This window comes from Pseudomonas sp. GW822-FHT02E03, assembly GCF_058802325.1.
On the sequence record NZ_JBXAOA010000038.1, the window covers coordinates 14,954 to 34,446 of the forward strand.

The 19,493-nt window shown below is 59.4% G+C and carries 17 protein-coding genes; 11 read left to right on the forward strand and 6 right to left on the reverse strand.

The annotated features are described in order from the left end of the window. Positions 1–7: 7 nt before the first annotated feature. From AC1RQB_RS22225 to AC1RQB_RS22235, 3 genes are all read left to right on the forward strand, one after another. Entirely contained in the window at positions 8–1,183 is a 1,176-nt protein-coding gene (locus AC1RQB_RS22225) for an alginate O-acetyltransferase (protein WP_008070452.1), read from the forward strand. Between the two features lie 15 nt (positions 1,184–1,198). After that, positions 1,199–1,864 carry an alginate O-acetyltransferase AlgF gene (locus AC1RQB_RS22230; RefSeq protein WP_008070454.1) on the forward strand — a complete coding sequence of 222 codons (666 nt, stop codon included), beginning with the start codon at positions 1,199–1,201 and terminating at the stop codon, positions 1,862–1,864. A 209-nt stretch (positions 1,865–2,073) separates the two neighbouring features. Beyond that, a complete protein-coding gene (locus AC1RQB_RS22235) occupies positions 2,074–3,525 on the forward strand; it encodes a mannose-1-phosphate guanylyltransferase/mannose-6-phosphate isomerase (RefSeq protein ID WP_008070455.1) in 1,452 nt (483 codons plus the stop codon). 93 nt (positions 3,526–3,618) lie between these two features. On the opposite strand, the gene AC1RQB_RS22240 is transcribed toward AC1RQB_RS22235, so the two are convergent. Beyond that, entirely contained in the window at positions 3,619–6,441 is a 2,823-nt protein-coding gene (locus AC1RQB_RS22240; protein ID WP_241824460.1) for an RHS repeat-associated core domain-containing protein, read from the reverse strand. A gap of 190 nt (positions 6,442–6,631) precedes the next feature. Between AC1RQB_RS22240 and AC1RQB_RS22245 the strand changes: the two genes are divergently transcribed. The 3 genes from AC1RQB_RS22245 (at position 6,632) to AC1RQB_RS22255 (ending at position 8,510) form a co-directional block, all read left to right on the forward strand. Then, the gene (locus AC1RQB_RS22245) at positions 6,632–7,096 is read left to right on the forward strand and encodes a hypothetical protein (protein ID WP_008070465.1); all 465 of its coding nucleotides are present in this window, start codon (positions 6,632–6,634) and stop codon (positions 7,094–7,096) included. A gap of 30 nt (positions 7,097–7,126) precedes the next feature. Beyond that, complete coding sequence (locus AC1RQB_RS22250; RefSeq protein ID WP_063341502.1) at positions 7,127–7,951, forward strand: SDR family oxidoreductase; 825 nt, start codon at positions 7,127–7,129, stop codon at positions 7,949–7,951. A gap of 160 nt (positions 7,952–8,111) precedes the next feature. After that, the gene (locus tag AC1RQB_RS22255) at positions 8,112–8,510 is read left to right on the forward strand and encodes a DUF4440 domain-containing protein (RefSeq protein WP_008070471.1); all 399 of its coding nucleotides are present in this window, start codon (positions 8,112–8,114) and stop codon (positions 8,508–8,510) included. A gap of 151 nt (positions 8,511–8,661) precedes the next feature. Here AC1RQB_RS22255 and AC1RQB_RS22260 read toward each other — a convergent pair whose 3' ends face one another. The 4 genes from AC1RQB_RS22260 to AC1RQB_RS22275 form a co-directional block, all read right to left on the reverse strand. Then, positions 8,662–9,525: an efflux RND transporter periplasmic adaptor subunit gene (locus AC1RQB_RS22260; RefSeq protein WP_063341503.1), complete on the reverse strand. Its 864-nt coding sequence runs from the start codon at positions 9,523–9,525 to the stop codon at positions 8,662–8,664. Positions 9,526–9,550: 25 nt separating this feature from the next. Next, positions 9,551–9,751, reverse strand: a complete 201-nt coding sequence (locus AC1RQB_RS22265) for a DUF1656 domain-containing protein (RefSeq protein WP_007896379.1) — start codon at positions 9,749–9,751, stop codon at positions 9,551–9,553. Then, complete coding sequence (locus AC1RQB_RS22270) at positions 9,741–11,945, reverse strand: FUSC family protein (protein WP_063343892.1); 2,205 nt, start codon at positions 11,943–11,945, stop codon at positions 9,741–9,743. The genes AC1RQB_RS22265 and AC1RQB_RS22270 overlap by 11 nt, the downstream gene beginning before the upstream one ends. 140 nt (positions 11,946–12,085) lie before the next feature. After that, positions 12,086–13,585: an efflux transporter outer membrane subunit gene (locus AC1RQB_RS22275; RefSeq protein ID WP_063341504.1), complete on the reverse strand. Its 1,500-nt coding sequence runs from the start codon at positions 13,583–13,585 to the stop codon at positions 12,086–12,088. Between the two features lie 286 nt (positions 13,586–13,871). On the opposite strand from AC1RQB_RS22275, the gene AC1RQB_RS22280 reads away from it, so the two are divergent. The 4 genes from AC1RQB_RS22280 (at position 13,872) to AC1RQB_RS22295 (ending at position 17,337) form a co-directional block, all read left to right on the forward strand. Next, positions 13,872–14,840 (forward strand): LysR family transcriptional regulator, encoded by a 969-nt coding sequence (locus AC1RQB_RS22280; RefSeq protein ID WP_008070477.1) that lies wholly within the window; start codon positions 13,872–13,874, stop codon positions 14,838–14,840. Positions 14,841–15,172: 332 nt separating this feature from the next. Further along, entirely contained in the window at positions 15,173–15,421 is a 249-nt protein-coding gene (locus AC1RQB_RS22285) for a DUF6124 family protein (RefSeq protein WP_492570883.1), read from the forward strand. A gap of 239 nt (positions 15,422–15,660) precedes the next feature. Further along, a complete protein-coding gene (locus AC1RQB_RS22290; protein WP_063341505.1) occupies positions 15,661–16,635 on the forward strand; it encodes a 2-hydroxyacid dehydrogenase in 975 nt (324 codons plus the stop codon). A 192-nt stretch (positions 16,636–16,827) separates the two neighbouring features. Beyond that, positions 16,828–17,337: a DUF2165 family protein gene (locus AC1RQB_RS22295; RefSeq protein WP_063341506.1), complete on the forward strand. Its 510-nt coding sequence runs from the start codon at positions 16,828–16,830 to the stop codon at positions 17,335–17,337. A gap of 21 nt (positions 17,338–17,358) precedes the next feature. On the opposite strand, the gene AC1RQB_RS22300 is transcribed toward AC1RQB_RS22295, so the two are convergent. Then, the gene (locus AC1RQB_RS22300; RefSeq protein WP_063341507.1) at positions 17,359–18,261 is read right to left on the reverse strand and encodes a DMT family transporter; all 903 of its coding nucleotides are present in this window, start codon (positions 18,259–18,261) and stop codon (positions 17,359–17,361) included. Between the two features lie 283 nt (positions 18,262–18,544). On the opposite strand from AC1RQB_RS22300, the gene AC1RQB_RS22305 reads away from it, so the two are divergent. Then, complete coding sequence (locus AC1RQB_RS22305; protein WP_063341508.1) at positions 18,545–19,420, forward strand: helix-turn-helix transcriptional regulator; 876 nt, start codon at positions 18,545–18,547, stop codon at positions 19,418–19,420. Positions 19,421–19,493 lie beyond the last annotated feature (73 nt).

Sequence of the window (19,493 nt, forward strand, 5' to 3'; positions counted from 1 at the left end):
TCTGACTATGACCCGCTCATTACGCATCTTCTACATCGCCCTGTTCCTGGTGACCTTGCTGGTCCTGGGCGTGTGGTCGGTACGCAGCTTCTTCGGCTTCAGTACCAACGCCGATGCGACCGTGCTCAACGGTCGCTGGAGCAAAGCCGTCGAGACGCACTACGACGACGAGTTCCCGATCAAGCGCCTGGGCACCAACCTTTGGGCCGCGCTGGATTTCAAACTGTTCAACGAAGGTCGTCCGGGCGTGGTGCTCGGTCGCGATCAGTGGCTCTACAGCGATGAAGAGTTCCACCCGATCGTCAACGAAGAGTTGAACCTGCAGGGCAACTACGCGCTGGTCGAAGGCGTGCGCCAGACCTTGAAAAAACAAGGTGTACAACTGGTGATGGCGATTGTCCCGGCCAAGACGCGTCTGTACCCGGAACACCTGGGTGAAGAGAAGCCGGCAAGTATCCACGCCAATCTGTACCAGGACTTCCACGCTCGTGTGGCGGCCGACAAGATCCTCGCCCCCGACCTGCTAGGCCCGATGCAAAAGGCCAAGCAAGACGGTCAGCAAGTGTTCCTGCGCACCGACACCCACTGGACCCCGGAAGGCGCGCAAGTCGCTGCCCAGACTCTGGCCAAAACCATTGCCGACAAGGCTCCGCTCAGCGGCGAACCGCAAAACTTCGTCACCGAACCTGCGGAGAAGGTGACGCACAAGGGTGACCTGCGTTTGTTCCTGCCGCTGGACCCTCTGTTCGAAAACCTGATGCCGGCGCAAGAGCCTTTGCAGAAGCGCAACACCGTGGCGGCCCAGGATCAGCCTGCCGGTGATGACGCCCTGTTCGCCAACACTGAAGTGCCGGTGGCCCTGATTGGCACCAGCTACAGCGCCAACCCGAACTGGAACTTCGTCGGTGCGCTGAAAGAAGCGTTGCACAGCGACGTGGTCAATTACGCCGAAGACGGCCATGGCCCGATTCTGCCGATGCTCAGCTACCTGAAAAGCGATGCTTTCAAGAACAGCCCGCCACAAGTGCTGATCTGGGAGTTCCCTGAACGATATCTGCCTGTGAATAACGAAATCGGTGACGCCGACCCGCAGTGGGTCGCAGAGCTTAAACAAGCCGGCGCACGCCAACAAAACGTAGCTGCAAACACTAAATCCGAGACGCCCGACCGGGCGCAAAACTGAAAGAGAGGTACTTCCATGACTTTCACTACTACTCCTCGCCGTCTCGCCGCTCGCTCCCTAAAAGCAGTTGCCCTCGTCGCCGGCATGAGCGTGCTGTCGATGCAGGCCTTCGCCGGTGACGCCGCGCTTTACGGCCCGACCGCACCGAAAGGCTCCAGCTTCGTGCGGGTCTACAACGCCGCCAACGCTGAAGTCAGCGCCACTGTTGGCAGCACCAACCTGAGCGAAGTCGCGCCGCTGTCCAGCACCGACTTCAGCTTCATGCCGGGCGGCGATTACAGCGCCAAGGTCGGCAGCCAGACCCTGCCAGTGAAATTGGCCGGCGACCACTATTACACCCTGGTCAACAACGCCAGCGGCGCACCACAACTGATCGAAGAGCCGCCGTTCAAGAACAAGCAGAAATCCCTGGTTCGCGTACAGAACCTCAGCGACAAGGCCCTGACCCTGAAAACCGCCGACGGCAAGACCGAAGTGGTCCCGTCCGTGGCAGCCAAGGGCCGTGGCGAGCGTGAAATCAACCCGGTGAAAGTCAGCCTGGCACTGTACGACGGCGCCACCAAAGTCGGCGACGTGAAACCGGTTGCCCTGGAACGAGGCGAAGCCGCGGTGCTGTACGTCACCGGCAGCGGCAGCAGCCTGTCGCCAGTGTGGGTCAAGCGCCCGGTGTCGACGCGCTGATTAATTCTCTGAATTGACGCTCCCCTTGTGGGAGCGGGCTTGCCCGCGATGCAGACAACTCGGTGCAACAGATACTCCGAGGTGATGCCATCGCAGGCAAGCCAGCTCCCACAGAGGACCGAGGTGTCAATTCGGACACGGAACAAGAACAAGAGTGAAACGACAGAACGCAGTAGCTCTAACCCAATCGATTTTGAAGGAGTAACAACATGATTCCGGTGATCTTGTCAGGTGGTAGCGGCTCACGTCTTTGGCCGCTTTCGCGTAAGCAATTCCCCAAGCAATTCCTCGCCCTGACCGGCGAACACACGCTGTTCCAGCAAACCCTGGAACGCCTGGTGTTCGAAGGCATGGATACCCCGATCGTGGTCTGCAACAAGGAACACCGTTTCATCGTCAACGAGCAGTTGAGCGCCCGCAACCTGGACGTGCAGCGCGTGCTGATGGAACCCTTTGGCCGCAACACGTCGCCGGCCGTAGCCCTGACCGCGATGATGCTGGTCAATGAAGGTCGCGACGAGTTGATGCTGGTGCTGCCGGCCGACCACGTGCTGGAAGACCAGAAAGCCCTGCAACGCGCCCTGGCCCTGGCCACCGTGGCCGCCGAGCGTGGCGAGATGGTGCTGTTCGGCGTGCCGGCGACCAAACCGGAAACCGGTTACGGCTACATCAAGTCCACCAACGATGCGCTGCTGCCGGAAGGCGTCAGCCGTGTCTCGCACTTCGTCGAAAAACCGGACGTGAAACGCGCCACCGAATTCGTCCAGTCCGGTGGTTACTTCTGGAACAGCGGCATGTTCCTGTTCCGCGCCAGCCGTTTCCTCGAAGAGCTGAAAAAGCATGATCCGGACATCTACGACACCTGCGTACTGACGCTGGAACGTAGCGCACAGGATGCCGACACCGTCGACATCGACCCCGCCACCTTCGCCTGCTGCCCGGACAACTCCATTGACTACTCGGTGATGGAAAAAACCCAGCGCGCCTGCGTCGTGCCCCTGACCGCCGGCTGGAGCGACGTCGGTTGCTGGTCGTCGCTGTGGGAAGTCAATGAAAAAGATGCCAACGGTAACGTCACCAAAGGCGACGTGGTCATCCAGGACAGCAAGAACTGCATGATCCACGGCAACGGCAAACTGGTGTCGGTGATCGGCCTGGAAAACATCGTGGTCGTCGAAACCAAGGACGCCATGATGATCGCCCACAAGGACAAGGTCCAAGGCGTGAAACAGATGGTCAACACCCTCAACGCTCAGGGCCGCAGCGAAACCCAGACCCACTGCGAAGTCTATCGTCCGTGGGGCTCCTACGACTCGGTCGACATGGGCGGCCGCTTCCAGGTCAAGCGCATCTCGGTCAAGCCGGGCGCGTGCCTGTCGCTGCAAATGCACCACCACCGCGCCGAACACTGGATCGTGGTCAGCGGCACTGCTGAAGTGACCTGCGACGAAAACGTGTTCCTGCTGACTGAAAACCAGTCGACCTACATTCCGATCGCCTCGGTTCACCGTCTGCGCAACCCGGGCAAGATTCCACTCGAGATCATCGAAGTGCAATCGGGCAGCTACCTGGGCGAAGACGATATCGAGCGGTTTGAAGATATCTACGGTCGCTCCAACCCGATCGAGCGTGGCGTGTCGGTGAAAACCATCGCGCAGTAACGCTCAGTAAAACAAGAAGCCCCCGTCCAGCCCGCTGCGTTCCCTATCCGCAGTGGGTTGGGTGGGGGCTTTTTTTGCCGACGTCATGCCAAATCACATTTTCAATGGATTTCTATTTTGCTTTGCAAATGTTTTCCATTTGTCTAACAACTGGCTAGGCAACGGATTCAATTTTCCTGTTTTAAAATAACCACTTTGTAATTCACTCCTTGTCACATGGCCTGAATCGATCATGAATTTAGCCATGTTCCCACCCCAATGTTGAGCCTCTCCACCTACGCTCGTTGTGAAATAACCCGTTTTGTATACCGCCCCGGAATACATTGCATTAAAGACCTGATTGGCAAAGTAGTCGGTAATGTGTTCGTCATAATTACTGTTACTTACAGACGTATCCGTCTCCTGTTGAAAGCCCACATGCCCGTGCGAAGAAGAATGCAAGGCTTCGTGAACAATCGTCGAGCGGATTTTATCTCTATCAAGCTGACCATTTTCAGAATAATCCGGTGCGGTTATCCCCATGTAAATTGTTCCGTCTGGCGACGTCCAGGCGGCAGGATTGGCACGAAGATCGTCCTTATTAAACTGCATCGTTTCATTGCCAGGAATAGACCTGATTTTTTCAAAAAGCTGTTCGTGCGTTACATCCACTACTTTTATAGTGTTAACCGATACGCCAAATAGTTGATTGATTGTTTTGGCAAGCTGATCCGTGTCGACATAGTCTTTTGTTTGCCATGGCTTTGAGGCCTGATTCGCCGGCATTTGTGGGCGCGCCAACACAATAGGCTCAAAAAGCTTCTGAGTCTGCGCGACTTGCCCAGGCAGTGCTGGCCGTGGCGGCACGGGGCCGAAGCCAGACGGCGGTGGAGGTGGCAGTGCTGCCGATCCCGGTGGCGAAGGTGGTTGTGGAGGCACGGGGGGTGCGCTCGGTACATTAGGCGCCCGTCCATCGACATCGATCAACGTGACGGGGTTATTTCTAACCATCCGATACAGGTTCAAGCCATCCACCGCGCCTGCAGGATCCGTATGGAGCCAGCGCTGCAACCACGGTATGTAATACCGAAACCCATAGTAATAAAGCCCCGTCGCATCCCGTTCCTTGCCCGAATAGCGAATCGTTTTGTAACTCGCCTCAACGACGCCCGCCCCGGCAAACCAAGCCGTTTCGCCAAAGGGATAGTAAGTTTCCTGACTGATGATTCGCGCGTCGTCGGCCAGTTCCAGCGTGCAGGATTTCAGGTGATCGACCAGGCTGTAGCGGTATTGATCGTTGGCGATACCGGACGGTGGCGCTGTTTCCCAATGCAGCACTCGTACGCTATTGAGTCCCGCTTGGGCGGTGATCACCTGCAATACTTCTCCCGTGCCGTTATCGCTGCGCATTTCAAGCCCCGGAAGATAACGCACTTCAGCCACCACGGTCCGGGCATTGGTCTGCAATGAGCGGATTTTGCGTACCCGCTGCCCACCGCCATCGTAGACATAGGACTCCCTGTCATTGAGCCCGGAAACGCGTTCCACCGGGCTGACCGACTGCAACTGATTACGCAGATCCCAATTCAGGATCCGCCCCTGATCCAGCTCCAGCAAATTGCCCTTGGCGTCGAACGCCGCGGCGATGTCCTCTTCGGTCGGCGGCACGCCGTTGCGCCAGGGCAGACAACGATTGCTGTAGCGGGCCGCTTTCAGTTCGCGCCCCCGACTCTGCGCGCCGACGTGCGTCAGCGTCAGCAGATTCCCCCCCTCGTCATAGCGGTAGGTCTGGCGATAGTTGCTGACCGCCGACGGATCGACCCGCCCTACCGACGCCGGCCCCTGCGGAAGAGTGCCCTCCTCCCAGCCGTCGGCTTGGATCAATTGATACAGGCTGTCGTAGATAAAGCGACTGATGGGATCGATGCGCTGGTTGTTGAAGTAACGCACCCGCAGTGCCCTGTCCTCGATGCTCAGGACATTGCCCATCCGGTCATAATCGTAGATCAGGTGTTGCAACAGTCCGGCACTGGCATCCTGTGCCCGGCGCTCCATCAGCAGACCGTCTTCGGGGCGGTAAACGAGGGTCGTCTGTACGTTGTTACCAGCGGTTTCGTGTTCGACCTGACCCTGCGCGCTGTACCGAATATCGCGCACCAGCGTTTGCCAGGTTGTCAGCCCATGGAGTTGCAGTCGCGCCTCACGCAATTGTCCATCAAGCGTCAGGTGGAAGGCCTGACGATTCTCCTTGGCATCGGTCTGTTCCAGCACATGCCCCTGTGGACCGAAACGCCATGTCGACGACGCACCGTCACCGGGCTCAAGCAGCCGCTCGCGATCGGCTTCCAGCTCCGGCCAGTCGGGGGCAACAGGGTCCAGGGTGAAGTGACGGACTTGCTTCACGCATTGGCCGGTGATCGAAAATGCCTCGAACAGCACCGTCCCGGCCGGATCGTCATGACGGATCAACTGCCCGCATTGATTCTGGTCGCCCTGATCGGGCCCGCCATAGGTCATGCGTTCAACGCACCTTCGCGGCTCAGTTTCGCCCTGCTCGAACACTGCCACAGGACGAAGCAGGTCGTCGTATTCAACCTCACGTTGTGTACCTCGGCTGTCCCACGCCAGCAAAATCTCGTCGCCCAGACCGGGCAGGTTCAGCTGCAATCCAGCATCGACGCTGACGGTACACAGCGCATGGCCGGACAGCGAATGCACGGTCGTTGAATTGGCGGGAGTCAGAGGATCTTCAGCCTGCAATGCCCAAAGCCGCGGATCCCACTGTTTTATCGGGTGGCCCGCAGCATCATGGGCCGTGCGATTGATGCGTGCTTCAGTGGGCAGGTTTTCAACGGCGCGCCAATAATCCACCGTACGGATGGTCAAGCCGCGCGGGTCGACGGCGGATAATTTTGGTGTTTTGTGGTGCATTCCCATTCCCATTCCCATTGCCACCGCCCGCCGAAATACAACCCTATTGAGCAATGTCTTCTAACGTATCGAGAGCACTACCGCCTACTATCAGAAATGACAGTACCGACCAACGGCCATCGATCTTGCTCCACGAATGTCCATTCCCGCGCCCCTTCGGTAGGATGGTGTTTATGAGTTCAAGGAGCGTTCACACATGTTCATCGGCGTCCTGCTGGTCATCACCTGGCTGATCCTGCTGCTGCGCTACCCGTCCAAGGCCGTGCCGGTGTCCATGGCCGCCGCTGTCGGGTTGGGCCTGGTGGCGGTGTGGGTGTTCTGGCTGGACACCCGCGAGGTCAAGCAACTGGCGCGCCTGGAGTTGCGCATCACCTACGCGCCCGAGCACTGCCCGGCGGATCGCCCCTTGAAGCTGACGATGAACAACGGCAACGACGTTCCGCTGACCGAACTGCGCTGGCGAATCGCCGCTTATGCACCGGGCGATACGGTCAATCTGGCTGACAATCAATACGCCGCACCGCGCTATCGCGGCCCTGGCGAACTGCAGGCCGGTGGTAATTGGGAAGACTGTTTGCCTATGCCGCCGTTGCGCCCCGGTTATCGCCCGCAAACCCTGGAGTTTCGCGCCGAGCGTTTGCAGGGTAGTTTCTCCGACTGATCCCTTTTCTTTTTGCACAAGGACCGCGCCATGCCCGTTGCGTTGATTACCGGTTGTTCCAGCGGCATTGGCCGCGCCCTCGCCGACGCTTTCAAAAGTGCCGGGTACGAAGTCTGGGCCAGCGCCCGCAAAGCCGAAGACGTAGCCGCTCTAACCGCCGCCGGGTTCACCGCCGTGCAACTGGACGTGAACGATGGCCCGGCCCTCGAACAACTGAGCGAGCGGATCAATCAGCAACGCGGCGGCCTTGATGTGCTGATCAACAACGCCGGCTATGGCGCCATGGGGCCGCTGCTCGACGGCGGTGTGCCGGCCATGCAGCGGCAATTCGAAACCAACGTGTTTGCGATCGTTGGCGTGACTCGCGCGATGTTCCCGGTGCTGCGTCGCGCCAGGGGCCTGGTGGTGAACATCGGCAGCGTTTCCGGGGTTTTGATCACGCCATTTGCTGGCGCCTACTGCGCCTCGAAAGCCGCGGTGCATGCCTTGAGCGATGCGCTGCGCATGGAATTGGCACCGTTCGGTGTGCGGGTCATGGAAGTTCAGCCAGGGGCCATCGCCTCCAGCTTCGCCAGGAATGCCGGCCAAGAGGCTGAGCAACTGATCACCGAGCAATCGCCATGGTGGCCGCTGCGTGAAGGTATTCGCGCGCGGGCCAAGGCGTCTCAGGACAAGCCGACGCCGGCCAGTGAATTTGCCGCCGGTTTATTGAAGGCCGTGCAGCAGAATAAACCCCCGCGTCTGGTGCGTTTGGGTAATGGTAGCCGGGCGTTGCCGTTGATGGCGGGGTTGTTGCCCAAGGGGTTGCTGGAGTCGGGGTTGATGAAGCGGTTCGGGTTGAAGGGGCAACTCTAAGACCGAGTCGACATCATCGCGGGCAAGTCGAATCGTCGCACCGCCGCTCCCACACAGTTCTGCTGGGTGGCATAGATAGCATTCACACCAAAGATCACTGTGGGAGCGGGCTTGCCCGCGAAGACGTCAGGACAGACGCTGCAAAATTTCAGGAAACAGCATGACCAACTACACCGAATACTTTGACGAAGTGATCCAGGCTCACATAGCCATTGAACAATGGCTGGCCGAGGAGCGGGACGAATCCGAGCTTGAACAATTACTCATGCGTTTTTCACCCCGGTTTTCCATGATCTCGCCGTTGGGCCGGGTGCTGGATTTCGAGGCGTTGAAGGAATTGTTTCTGCTGGCGGGCGGGAAAAAGCTCGGGTTCAGGATTGAGCTCAGCGAGTTGCGAGGTGTAGCGCTGTACGACGGTGGCGCGGTGGTGAGTTACCGCGAGCAGCAGACCGATGCGACAGGGCTGCATTCTGATCGACGGTCTTCGGTGGTGTTCGAGAAACAGGCCGATGGCAAGGTGGTTTGGCGGCATTTGCATGAGACGTTTTGCAAGGAGTGAACTGTCGAACATCTACCTGAGGGACCGAGTTGCCTCATTCGCGAGCAAGCCCGCTCCCACATTTGATCTTCAGTGAACACAAAATATGTGCACAAAGTAGATCAAGTGTGGGAGCGGGCTTGCTCGCGAAGCAGACGACTCGGCCTGTCAGTTACCCCTCGACAGCCTGTTTCACCACAACGGTGCAAGTAATCCCCGCCGCCAACAGCACACCCTCCGGCACTTCATCAATGTGAATCCGCACCGGCACCCGCTGCGCCAGGCGCACCCAGTTAAAGGTCGGGTTCACATCGGCGATCAGCTCGCGGCTTTCGGGATTATCCCGGTCATAGATGCCGCGAGAGATGCTTTCCACATGCCCCTTGAGCACTTCGCCGCTCATCAATTGCATATCGGCTTTATCGCCCACGCGCACATGCGGCAGTTTGGTTTCTTCGAAGAAGCCATAAACCCAGAACGAATTCATGTCGACCACGGCCATTTTCGCTTCGCCGATGCGCGCGTAGTCGCCGCGATGGACGTTGAGGTTGGTGACGTAGCCGTCCACCGCCGCGCGCACTTCGGTGCGTTTGAGGTTCAGTTCGGCCGCTTCCAGTTGTGCCTGGGCGTGCTGGTAATCGGCCAGGGCCGAATCGGCGATGTTGGTGGCGTCGTCGCGGTTTTCCCTGGAGATCACCAGGTTGTCGAGATCGGCGCGGCGATGGGCGTTGACCTTGCGCATCTCCCACGTGGCTTTGCGCGAGGCCACCAGCGACTGCGCCTGTTTCACCGCGATGCGGTAATGCTCGGGGTCGATGCGCATCAGCAAATCGCCCTTCTTCACTAGCTGATTGTCGCGCACCGGCACGTCCACCACTTCACCGGTAACGTCGGCGGCGACGTTGATGATGTCGGCGCGCACCCGGCCGTCGCGGGTCCAGGGCGTGTTCATGTAATGCACCCACAGGGTCCGGCCGATCCACAGGGCAAGGGCCAACACCAACAGGGTTGCGAGCAGGCTGAAAAGCTTTTTCATCAGGGCCTTCTTCAGTGATAGAAAGTCAACGGTAAACAGTCAGCGCAAGAGCGCCGAACAGACAGGTAAACAGACTCAGGCGCAATAGCGCCGGGTGCCAGAAGAAGCGGTACAGATCGAACCCGGACAAGAATCGATCCAGCGCCCAGGCCAACGCCGCGGCAATGAAAAACATCAGGGTCATGGTCGGCATGTACACGCCGTGGAAGGCGATTTCACGAGGCATGTTCAAGTCCTTGGGGCTTGGTGATAGCACTAGCTTTTATGTAGCCGGCCAGTGGCGATTGCGGGTCGAGCAGCGAGGTGCGGATGAAGTGCAGGTAGCTCTTCACCCGACGCAACGCCGAGGTATCGAAGTGCGGCGCGAAGGGCTCATCGGTGGCCTGCACGCGGCTGATCGCGTGGTCGACCGCGACCAGGGCACGCTCCAGATTGCTCGGGCTCGGCTGCAGAAACAGTCGCACCAGCGAACGCCCCATCGCCCGGATCGCCTGACGCCACGGCTGGGATTCGGCATAGGCCGGGTGCACCGGCAGAATCGCCTGTTCCTTGCGCAACTCGATGATCGCGTGGCCGACTTCCAGCACCACGAACATCCAGCGCAACAAGTCCCGTTGCACCTGCGGCTGTCCTGCTGCGAGGCCATAGGCCTGATGCAAAAGATCGCGAGTGCGACTTTCGAAACTCGATGCCAAACCTTTGAGTTTGCCGCTGATGGCGTAGACCACTTGCCCGCGCAAATCCTGCTCCAGGCGCCGCCATAACCAGCGACTGTTGGGCGGCAAAATGATCGCCCCGGCCGCCGCACACACCAGCATGCCCATAATCATGGCGAGGTAGTCGTTGATGAAGGCGTAAGGGTTGTAAACCGTGAGGTTGTCCGGCACCGAACCGGTGCTGAAGAAGATCAGCAACCCCAGGCCAACCCCGGCGTATTGCGGCCGTGAAGTCAGGAACGCCCCGATCACGATCACCGGCGCGAGCATCACGCAGAGCAACGCAAACCCGTCGATCAAGGGGAAGATGAAGAACATCTCGACGAAGCCGATCAGCGCCCCGAGCAACGTCCCGCAGGCCATCTGAAACGCCATCCGTTTGGGGTTCGGTGTCGCTGCTGAAAGGCCGACGGTGGCGGCGGCGATCAGGGTCATGGTCGCCCCGCTCGGCCACGCGGTGGCCACCCAATAACTGCCGAGCACCACGAGAATGAATGCTGCGCGAAGGCCCGATGCCGCCGAAGCCAGCCAGTTGGTTTGCGGGGTGAAGGGCTCGTCCCAACGTTCCCGTTCGTGGCTGTGATCGGCCAGCGATGCGTGGGTCTGTGCATAACTGTGCAGGTCGTCGACATAGCGATAAAGCAGCTCGTAGGCGGTGTGAAAATCCAGCTGCTCGGCGTCGCTCGGATCACTCTCCTGAAAGGTCGCCCGCAGGCTGCGGACCCGCGCCGGCAAGTTGTCCTTATAGGTCGCCAAAGCACTGGCCAGGCGTGCAGCGTCGGGGCTGGTCAAGGCCCGACCGCTGAAGCCGTCGAGCACTTCCGCCAGATCCTGTAACCCCGGTTTGATCGCCGCGACAACCTGATCGGTGCCGCTGTTGCGCAGGCGTTCGAGCAACTGATGCAGCGCATTGAAGCGCGTGGTAATGCCCATGAACTCGCTGTTCAAGCGACTGAGCCGCCCGTTGCGCCGACGCATGTGCGGGTCTTCGAACACCGTGACGCTGCGCAGCCCCTCCAGACCTACCGCCTCGGCGATAAACCGCACGTTGTTCGCTTCAAATGCCTCGCGCCGGCTGCGACCGCGCAAGCCATCGGTGACGAACAAGGCAAACACGCCGAAGCGCTGATACAAGGCATTGCGCATCGCGGCGCTGGCGGTTTGCGGCAGGATCGCGGCGCTCACCAGCGTCGAGCAGAGAATCCCCAGGGAGATTTCCAGCACACGCCAGACTGCTGCCATGAACGCGCCGTCGGGATGCGCCAATGCAGGCAGTCCGATCATCGCCGCCGTATAACCGGCGAGTACAAATCCGTAGGCGCGGAAGTTGCGATAACGCGCCGCGCCGGCCGAGCAGAGGCCGACCCAGATCGCCAGCGAGCCGAGGAACAGTTCGGTGTTCTGCGCAAACAGGGCAATCAACGCGACCATCACCGCCGACCCGGCCAACGTGCCGAGGAAGCGATAGAAACTCTTGGCGAAAACCTGGCCGCTTTGCGGTTGCATAACGATGAACACAGTGATCATCGCGGTGCGCGGTTGCGGCAGCTCAAGGCGCATGGCCAGCCACAGGGTCAGGAACGCCGCGAACAGCACCTTGAAAATGTACACCCAGGTCACGCCGTCGCTGCGTGCCCAGTCGAAGAAACCCCGGCGCCATTCAAGGGAATACAGCCAGCGCAAAGGTGCGGGCAAGGGAGTCATGAAATTTTTGCTCATTGAGATTCGGTCAAGACGCAGAACCTGTGGGAGCGGGCTTGCCCGCGATGGCGGTGTGTCAGGCGCCATCAATGTCGGATGTGATGACGCCATCGCGGGCAAGCCCGCTCCCACAGGGTTTGTGTTCAACGCAAAAGAACCGGGGTTTTCGGGGGTTGGGTTTTCTCGGCGTTCGGGACGTCATTGCCCGCACCGAGTCCACCGCCAAGCGCCGTCACCAGCTCGGCATGAGCACTCAACCGCGCAGCCTGAACCTGCTGCCGCACTTGTTGCTGCTTGAACAACAAAGTCTGCGCATTGAGCACGTTGAGGTAATCGGTTAGCCCGCGCTGATAGGCGATCATCGCGATGTCGTAGGTCTTCTGCGCCGTGGCCACCGACTCGGCGGCGAAGGCCTGTTGCTTGTCCATCGACTCGCGGCGAATCAACTGGTCGGAGATGTTCTTCAGTGCATTGACCAGCGTCTGGTTGTACCTGGCCACCGCGATGTCATAACCCGCCGAGGCTTCGCCCAACTCCGCACGCAAGCGCCCACCGTCGAAGATCGGCAACGAAATCGCCGGGCCGACGCTGTAGTTGAGCTTCTTGCCAGTCAAAAACTCCAGCGCACCACCGCCGGTGGCCATGTAGCCGAGACTGCCGACCAGATCGACGTTGGGGTAGAAGCCCGCGTGAGCGACATCGATGCCCCGCGCCTGCGCCGCCACTTGCCAGCGACTGGCAACCACGTCCGGGCGTTGACCGAGCAATTGCGCCGGCAAGGAGGACGGCAGTTTCAATGCCGCGCCCAACGACAGTGTCGGCCGTTGCAACTGCGCACCCTCCCCCGGCCCCTTACCGGCCAGCGCGGCGAGTTGGTTGCGGCTTAGGGCAATTTCCTCGTCCAGGGCATCGATTTGCCGATGGGTTTCCGGCAAGGGTGTTTCGGCCTGGCTGACTTCGAAATGGGTGCCGATGCCGCCGTCCAGACGTTTCTGTGCCAGGTCGAGAATTTGCTGTTGCTGCTTCAAAGTCGCGGCTGCGATGTCCCGTTGCGCATAATGCAACGAGAGCTCGATGTAGGCGCGCACGATGTTGTTCTGCAATTCAAGCTGGGCCTGCCGTGCTTCGGCGGCGCTCATGTGAGCCATGTCCACGGCGCGCTCGGTGGCGTTGCTTTCGCGCCCCCAGAGGTCGAGGGCATAGCTGAAACCCAGCGCGGCGTTGTTGTCCCAAGTGGTGGTGTTGGCCAACTCGCCGGGGCCGTAGAACTGATCGGTGGGCCAGTTGTGGCGCTTGAGGGTGGATTGGCCATTGATCTGCAACGACTCGGCGGACTCGGCAAGGCCGGCCATCGACCGCGCCTGACGCACTCGCGCAGCGGCCATGGCCATGCTCGGGCTGCCTTGCAGGGCGAGGTCGATCCAGCGGTTCAATTGCGGGTCGCCGTAGGCTTGCCACCATTGAGCGGTGGGCCAATGAGCGTCTTGCTCGGCGCTCTGAATGGCATCGTCGGTGGCCAATGAATTGGCCTCCAGTGCCTTGTCTTGCGGGGCAATACCTGCGGTGCCGATGCAGCCGCTGATTGCCAGGGTTAAAGCCAAAACACTGAGCGTCTTGAGCGCTCTGTTGATGCGACGCGGCACTGCTGCAAATTCCTGAAATAGGGGGAGATCCTGTAGGAGCGAGGCTTGCCCGCGAAGGCGTCTTATCAAGCGACGGCCATGGTGCCTGTGAGGACGCCTTCGCGGGCAAGCCTCGCTCCTACATGGGACCGGCGCAATTCTAGGGGTGGGCCTTGTTGGCGATAAGCCGGGATTCTTGTGAATCTTTGTTACCGTTAACGCGATAATCCCTTGGTCGCGCCTTTAGTCGTCTGTAAAGAATCAGCAACTTCGTGTCACAATTTGCCATTCGCCAAGAGAGCACCCCATGGACACTTTGCAAAACATGCGCGCCTTCAGTTACGTGGCCGAGGCCGGCAGCTTCACCGCCGCCGCCGTGCAACTCGACACCACCACGGCCAACGTCTCGCGCGCGGTCTCCAACCTGGAAGCCCACCTGCAAACCCGCCTGCTCAACCGCACCACCCGCCGCATCGCCCTGACCGAGGCCGGCAAGCGCTATCTATTGCGTTGCGAGCAGATCCTGGCCTACGTCGAAGAAGCCGAAGCCGAGGCCAGCGACGCCCACGCGCGCCCGGCCGGGCAACTCAAGGTGCATACCATGACCGGCATCGGTCAGCACTTCGTGATCGACGCCATCGCCCGTTACCGCAAAACCCACCCGGACGTGACCTTCGACCTGACCATGGCCAACCGCGTGCCGGATCTGCTCGACGAGGGCTACGACGTGTCCATCGTGCTCGCCAGCGAACTGCCCGACTCGGGCTTCGTCTCCCAGCGTTTGGGCATCACCTACAGCATCGTTTGCGCATCGCCCGCCTATGTAAAAGCCAACGGCTGCGCGCACAAACCCAGCGATTTGCTCAACCACGCCTGCCTGCGCCTGGTGAGCCCGGTCATCCCGCTGGAGAAATGGGCCTTCGATGGCCCTGATGGCCAGGAAATGGTCACCATCAACAGCTCACCGTTTTTGGTGAACTCCGCTGATGCGATGAAGACTGCAATCACCAGCGGCATGGGGGTTGGCGTTTTACCGGTGTACGCGGCGATTGAAGGGCTGCGCAACGGCACGTTGGTGCGGGTGATGCCGAACTATCGTTCACAGGAATTGAATCTGTATGCGATCTACCCGTCGCGGCAGTATCTGGATGCGAAGATCAAAACCTGGGTCGAGTACTTGCGTGGGTCGTTGCCGGAGATATTGGCGGCGCATCAGGCGGAATTGGCGGCGTATGAGTTGAGTGGGAGTTTGGGCGGGGCGCGGTTGGCGAATTGAGCTACAGACGGTCCTACAAATCGCCGAGATTCAGGGACGTTTCCGACGCGTTTTGACGGTTGGTGTGTGGGACGGGAGATGGGTAGGCTTTGTGGGTCGCTGATGCATCAGCGATCGGGCCTGGAAACCCGAATCAACGTTTAACCTCTGCACATGGCATACTGCGGCGCTTTTTCTGCTCGCAATGTTATGGCGGCTGTGCGCGGGAGACCTTCGGGTCTGCCGGGTTTTGTTGGGCGTTACCGGTTTTTCCAGTCCGCGCACGGCTGCCACCTTTCGTCTGGAAAACGAAAGTGGCGGCTCCATTAAGCTCAGCATGGAGTAACGCCCTTATGTTCAAGCCAACACCGAATCCCCCTCACCCCCCCAGCCACTTGTTCCAGGTTGCCCCCGACGCCACCACCGAAACCTTATTGGTCTACGCCTGCGAATCCCTCGCCTCGGCCAGCGTCATGGCCAGTGACTTCGCCGGTTTTCTCGAAGGCACTCATCGCAATACCATGCTGGGCATCCAGCAGGTCATCATGCTGGGCGAACTGGCGGTGAATCGAGTACTGGACAACGTCGACCCACAAGACTGACCCGTACCTGCAGGAGTCGAGCTTGCTCGCGATGACGGTTCAACATTCAACATTGATGCTGGCTGTCCCATCGCAATCGCGAGCAAGCCTCGCTTCATGTAGGAGCTGCCGAAGGCTGCGATCTTTTGATCTTGAAAATCCAGATCAAAAGATCGCAGCCTTCGGCCAGCTCCTACGCACAACAGCGAAAAAGAATGTTAGCGTGCTTGGCATTCTCCAAGCCCGACGAGCCGCCTCCAATGAAAAAAACCGTCCTCGCCTTCAGCCGTATCACCCCACCGATGATCGAACGTCTGCAACAAGACTTCGACGTGATCGTGCCGAACCCGAAAAACGGCGACATCAATGCCCAATTCAATGAAGCCCTGCCCCACGCCCACGGCCTGATCGGCGTCGGCCGCAAACTCGGTCGCGCGCAACTGGAAAACGCCAGCAAACTGGAAGTGGTCTCCAGCGTCTCCGTTGGCTACGACAACTACGACCTCGCCTACTTCAACGAACGCGGGATCATGCTCACCAACACCCCCGACGTCCTCACCGAAAGCACCGCCGACCTGGCCTTCGCCCTGCTTATGAGCAGCGCCCGCCGCGTTGCCGAGCTGGACGCCTGGACCAAGGCCGGTCAATGGCAAGCCACCGTCGGTGCGCCGCTGTTCGGTAGCGATGTGCATGGCAAAACCTTAGGGATTGTCGGCATGGGCAACATCGGCGCGGCCATCGCCCGTCGCGGTCGGCTGGGCTTCAACATGCCGATTATCTACAGCGGCAACAGCCGCAAGACCGAACTGGAACAGGAGCTCGGTGCGCAGTTTCGCAGCCTCGACCAGTTGCTGGCCGAAGCCGATTTCGTCTGCCTGGTGGTGCCGCTCAGCGAAAAAACCAGACACCTGATCAGCCACCGTGAACTGGCGCTGATGAAACCGAGCGCCATTCTGGTGAACATCGCCCGCGGCCCCGTAGTGGACGAACCGGCGCTGATCGAAGCGCTGCAAAACAACCGGATTCGCGGCGCCGGGCTGGACGTCTACGAGAAAGAGCCGCTGGCCGAGTCGCCGCTGTTTCAGCTGAAAAATGCCGTAACCTTGCCGCACATCGGCTCGGCCACCCACGAAACCCGTGAAGCCATGGCCAACCGCGCCTTGGCCAACTTGCGCAGTGCCCTGTTGGGTGAGCGACCGCAGGATCTGGTCAACCCGCAAGTCTGGAAAGGCTGACGAAAACGGGCAGGCGTTCAAACGCCTGCCCGTTGATACTGCAATAGAACGTCCTGACAACAGAAAACCATAACTAACCTCGCAATTAATACACACCTTGCAATTCAGTCCATCACCAAACAAACAAACCACACTATAAACTCTCCTCACTTACCCGCCCCTGACGGGAATCAGCTTTGGAGAATAACCACCTTGAATCATCTGACAACCGATCAAATCATCAGATTCAGTAAAGCCACACTGATGCTATTTATAAGTTTCTTTGGCCTGCTGGTGATGTATAGCAACTTTACCGACTACCCCTCAAACTATGAGTACGTCGCTCACGTCCTGAGCATGGACACCACCAGCAACAACCCGAAGTACAGCTATCGAGCCATTACCTCGCCCATGCTTCACCACCGGATTTATTGGCTAATCATTACACTTGAAGTTCTTTTTACCGTTTTCTGCCTGGTGGGCACTTATCATCTTTACCGAAACATAAACAGCAGCGCCCAAGAGTTCCATGAAGCAAAAAAATTCGCCCTCATCGGATTAATGATCGCCTTTTTCATCTATTACGTCTGCTTGCAAGTTGTCGGCGTTGAATGGTTCAACATGGACGAATCAAAAGAGTGGAATGCCAAGGACTGGGCTCGACATATCACCGACTTCATCTTGCCTTTATTGGTTTATGTGGCATTGAAGATCGAACGCTGAGTATTAACGCGCCCGACCTTTTCAAGCCAACTTGCCGTTCCCCTGCACCATCGCTGCCTTGGGTTTACGGAACACCAGCACATTCCCCAGCATCACCAGCACCAGCCCCACCAACGCCGGTGCCGTCCATTGATAGCCTTCGACAAACGCCGACACATTCAGCGCCACCACCGGAAAGAGAACGGTGCAGTACGCTGCCCGCTCCGGGCCCATGCGCCCGACCAGCGTCAGGTAGGCGGTGAAGCCGATCACCGATCCTGGAATCACCAGGTACAACAACGAGCCGATATAGCGGGCATTCCATTCCATGTCGAACGGGATGCCTTTGACCAGACACCACACCGTCAACATCGCCGCACCGTAAGCCATGCCCCAGGCATTGGTGGTCAGGGGTTTCAGGCCGGCCTTCTGTTGCAGACTCGACAGCATGTTGCCGGCCGAGAAGCATAAGGTTCCGAGCAGCGCCAAGCCCAACCCGAGCATGGTTTGCGGGCTGGAGGTATGACCGGCCAGCTCCGGCCAGAACAGCAGGCCAAGCCCGAGCAAGCCCAACGCGCCGCCCATCAGCACGTTACGGGCAATTTTCTGGCCGAAGAACACCCGCGCATTGAAGGCGTTCCACAAGGTCGCGGTGGAAAACACCACGGCGACCAGACCGCTGGGAATCCATTGGCTGGCGGTAAGAAAGCACATGAAATTGATGCAGAACAGGCACAAGCCCTGCGCCAGGCAGATCAGATGCCCGCGACGGTTCATTACTTGCAGACGGCGGCTGAGCAGCAACATCACGAACAACACCAATGCGGCAAGGCCGAAGCGATAAACGATCGACACTGGAATCGCCACCACGCCCAGTTGCCATTTCAAGGCAATCCAGGTGGTGCCCCAGATCAGCACGGTCAGTAGATACAACGAAATGTTCATGGCGACAGCTCCGGGATGGGCAATGCTGTTCACTTTGTGGCGAGCGAGCTTGCTCGCGCTGGGCTGCGTAGCGGCCCCAAGTCCTGGCAAATTTCGCCAGTTTTGTGAGCGCTGCGCACTCAAGCGGGAGCAAGCTCCCTCGCCACAGTGCATTGCCTGAATAGGGGGCCAGTGTGCTGCGCCAATCGTGGGCGCACTTGCATAAACTTGCGCTTTTGTCGGCCGGCGGGCTGGCAGGCCAACCTCTACGGAGTAGGATGCAAGGCGTTGGAGAGAACCGATCATGGCCGCACTGGAATCCTTGCAAGTCTTTCAAGCGCTTAACCGCTCGCCCAATGCTCGTCTGGAGCACAGCGCCGAGCTCGGTGACGGCATGGCCGCAGCTTTGTGGAACAACCACCACGATGCCCAGGACTACGAAGCGCCGAGCCATCACACTTTGTCTTGCTACATCGCTGGCGGCACCGGTACTTTTCGCCGCGACCAGCCCGGCACCAAGGGCGGCCCGGACAAGTTGTGCATTCTGCCGGCCGACCATCAGTCAGGCTGGGTGATCAACGGCGATATTCGCCTGGCCCACCTCTATTTCAGCCCCGAACAATTTGCCCTTGGTTGCGTCACGCTGCTGGATCGCGAACCTCGGGAATTGCAGTTGCGCGAGCGCACGTTTCTTGAAGACCCGCCGCAAGCCCGGCGCTTTCGGCAGTTGATCGCTCTCAACTGGGATGAACCCGGCGAACGCCTTCTCACCAGCAGCCTGGCTCATGAAATGCTCAGCCATGCCCTGCTCAGCCAGGTCGGCGTGCGTGAGGGCTTGCGCCTCAAGGGTGGGTTGGCGGCGCATCAGCGGCGGCAGTTGGTGGAGTTCATCGACCATCAAATGGCCGAAGCCATCAGCCTTGGGCAATTGGCGGGGTTATGTGCGCTGTCCGAATATCACTTTGCGCGAATGTTTCGAGTGAGCTTCGGTCTGCCGCCGCATCAGTATGTGTTGGCTCGGCGACTGAGCCACGCGCGGGAATTGTTGCGCACAACGTCGCAGCCGTTGGGGGATATTGCGTTGGCCTGTGGGTTTGCCAGTGCGAGTCATTTCACCAATCGGTTTCGCCAGGCGCTGGGTGGTACGCCTGGGGAGTATCGGCAGGCGTTTTTGCGCTAGCGATGCAATCCAGTCGATTTTCGGTGCCTGTGCGGCCGCCGAAGAACGATGACACGGTCTCCAGATTAGAGAA

Coding starts and splice junctions, on each gene's coding strand:
- AC1RQB_RS22265 (WP_007896379.1), bottom strand. CDS start 9,751: ATGCCTCGTGAAATCGCCTTCCACGGCGTGTACATGCCGACCATGACC.
- AC1RQB_RS22240 (WP_241824460.1), bottom strand. CDS start 6,441: ATGGGAATGCACCACAAAACACCAAAATTATCCGCCGTCGACCCGCGC.
- AC1RQB_RS22225 (WP_008070452.1), top strand. CDS start 8: ATGACCCGCTCATTACGCATCTTCTACATCGCCCTGTTCCTGGTGACC.
- AC1RQB_RS22290 (WP_063341505.1), top strand. CDS start 15,661: ATGAAAAAAACCGTCCTCGCCTTCAGCCGTATCACCCCACCGATGATC.
- AC1RQB_RS22235 (WP_008070455.1), top strand. CDS start 2,074: ATGATTCCGGTGATCTTGTCAGGTGGTAGCGGCTCACGTCTTTGGCCG.
- AC1RQB_RS22245 (WP_008070465.1), top strand. CDS start 6,632: ATGTTCATCGGCGTCCTGCTGGTCATCACCTGGCTGATCCTGCTGCTG.
- AC1RQB_RS22250 (WP_063341502.1), top strand. CDS start 7,127: ATGCCCGTTGCGTTGATTACCGGTTGTTCCAGCGGCATTGGCCGCGCC.
- AC1RQB_RS22230 (WP_008070454.1), top strand. CDS start 1,199: ATGACTTTCACTACTACTCCTCGCCGTCTCGCCGCTCGCTCCCTAAAA.
- AC1RQB_RS22255 (WP_008070471.1), top strand. CDS start 8,112: ATGACCAACTACACCGAATACTTTGACGAAGTGATCCAGGCTCACATA.
- AC1RQB_RS22280 (WP_008070477.1), top strand. CDS start 13,872: ATGGACACTTTGCAAAACATGCGCGCCTTCAGTTACGTGGCCGAGGCC.
- AC1RQB_RS22305 (WP_063341508.1), top strand. CDS start 18,545: ATGGCCGCACTGGAATCCTTGCAAGTCTTTCAAGCGCTTAACCGCTCG.
- AC1RQB_RS22270 (WP_063343892.1), bottom strand. CDS start 11,945: ATGACTCCCTTGCCCGCACCTTTGCGCTGGCTGTATTCCCTTGAATGG.
- AC1RQB_RS22285 (WP_492570883.1), top strand. CDS start 15,173: ATGTTCAAGCCAACACCGAATCCCCCTCACCCCCCCAGCCACTTGTTC.
- AC1RQB_RS22260 (WP_063341503.1), bottom strand. CDS start 9,525: ATGAAAAAGCTTTTCAGCCTGCTCGCAACCCTGTTGGTGTTGGCCCTT.
- AC1RQB_RS22300 (WP_063341507.1), bottom strand. CDS start 18,261: ATGAACATTTCGTTGTATCTACTGACCGTGCTGATCTGGGGCACCACC.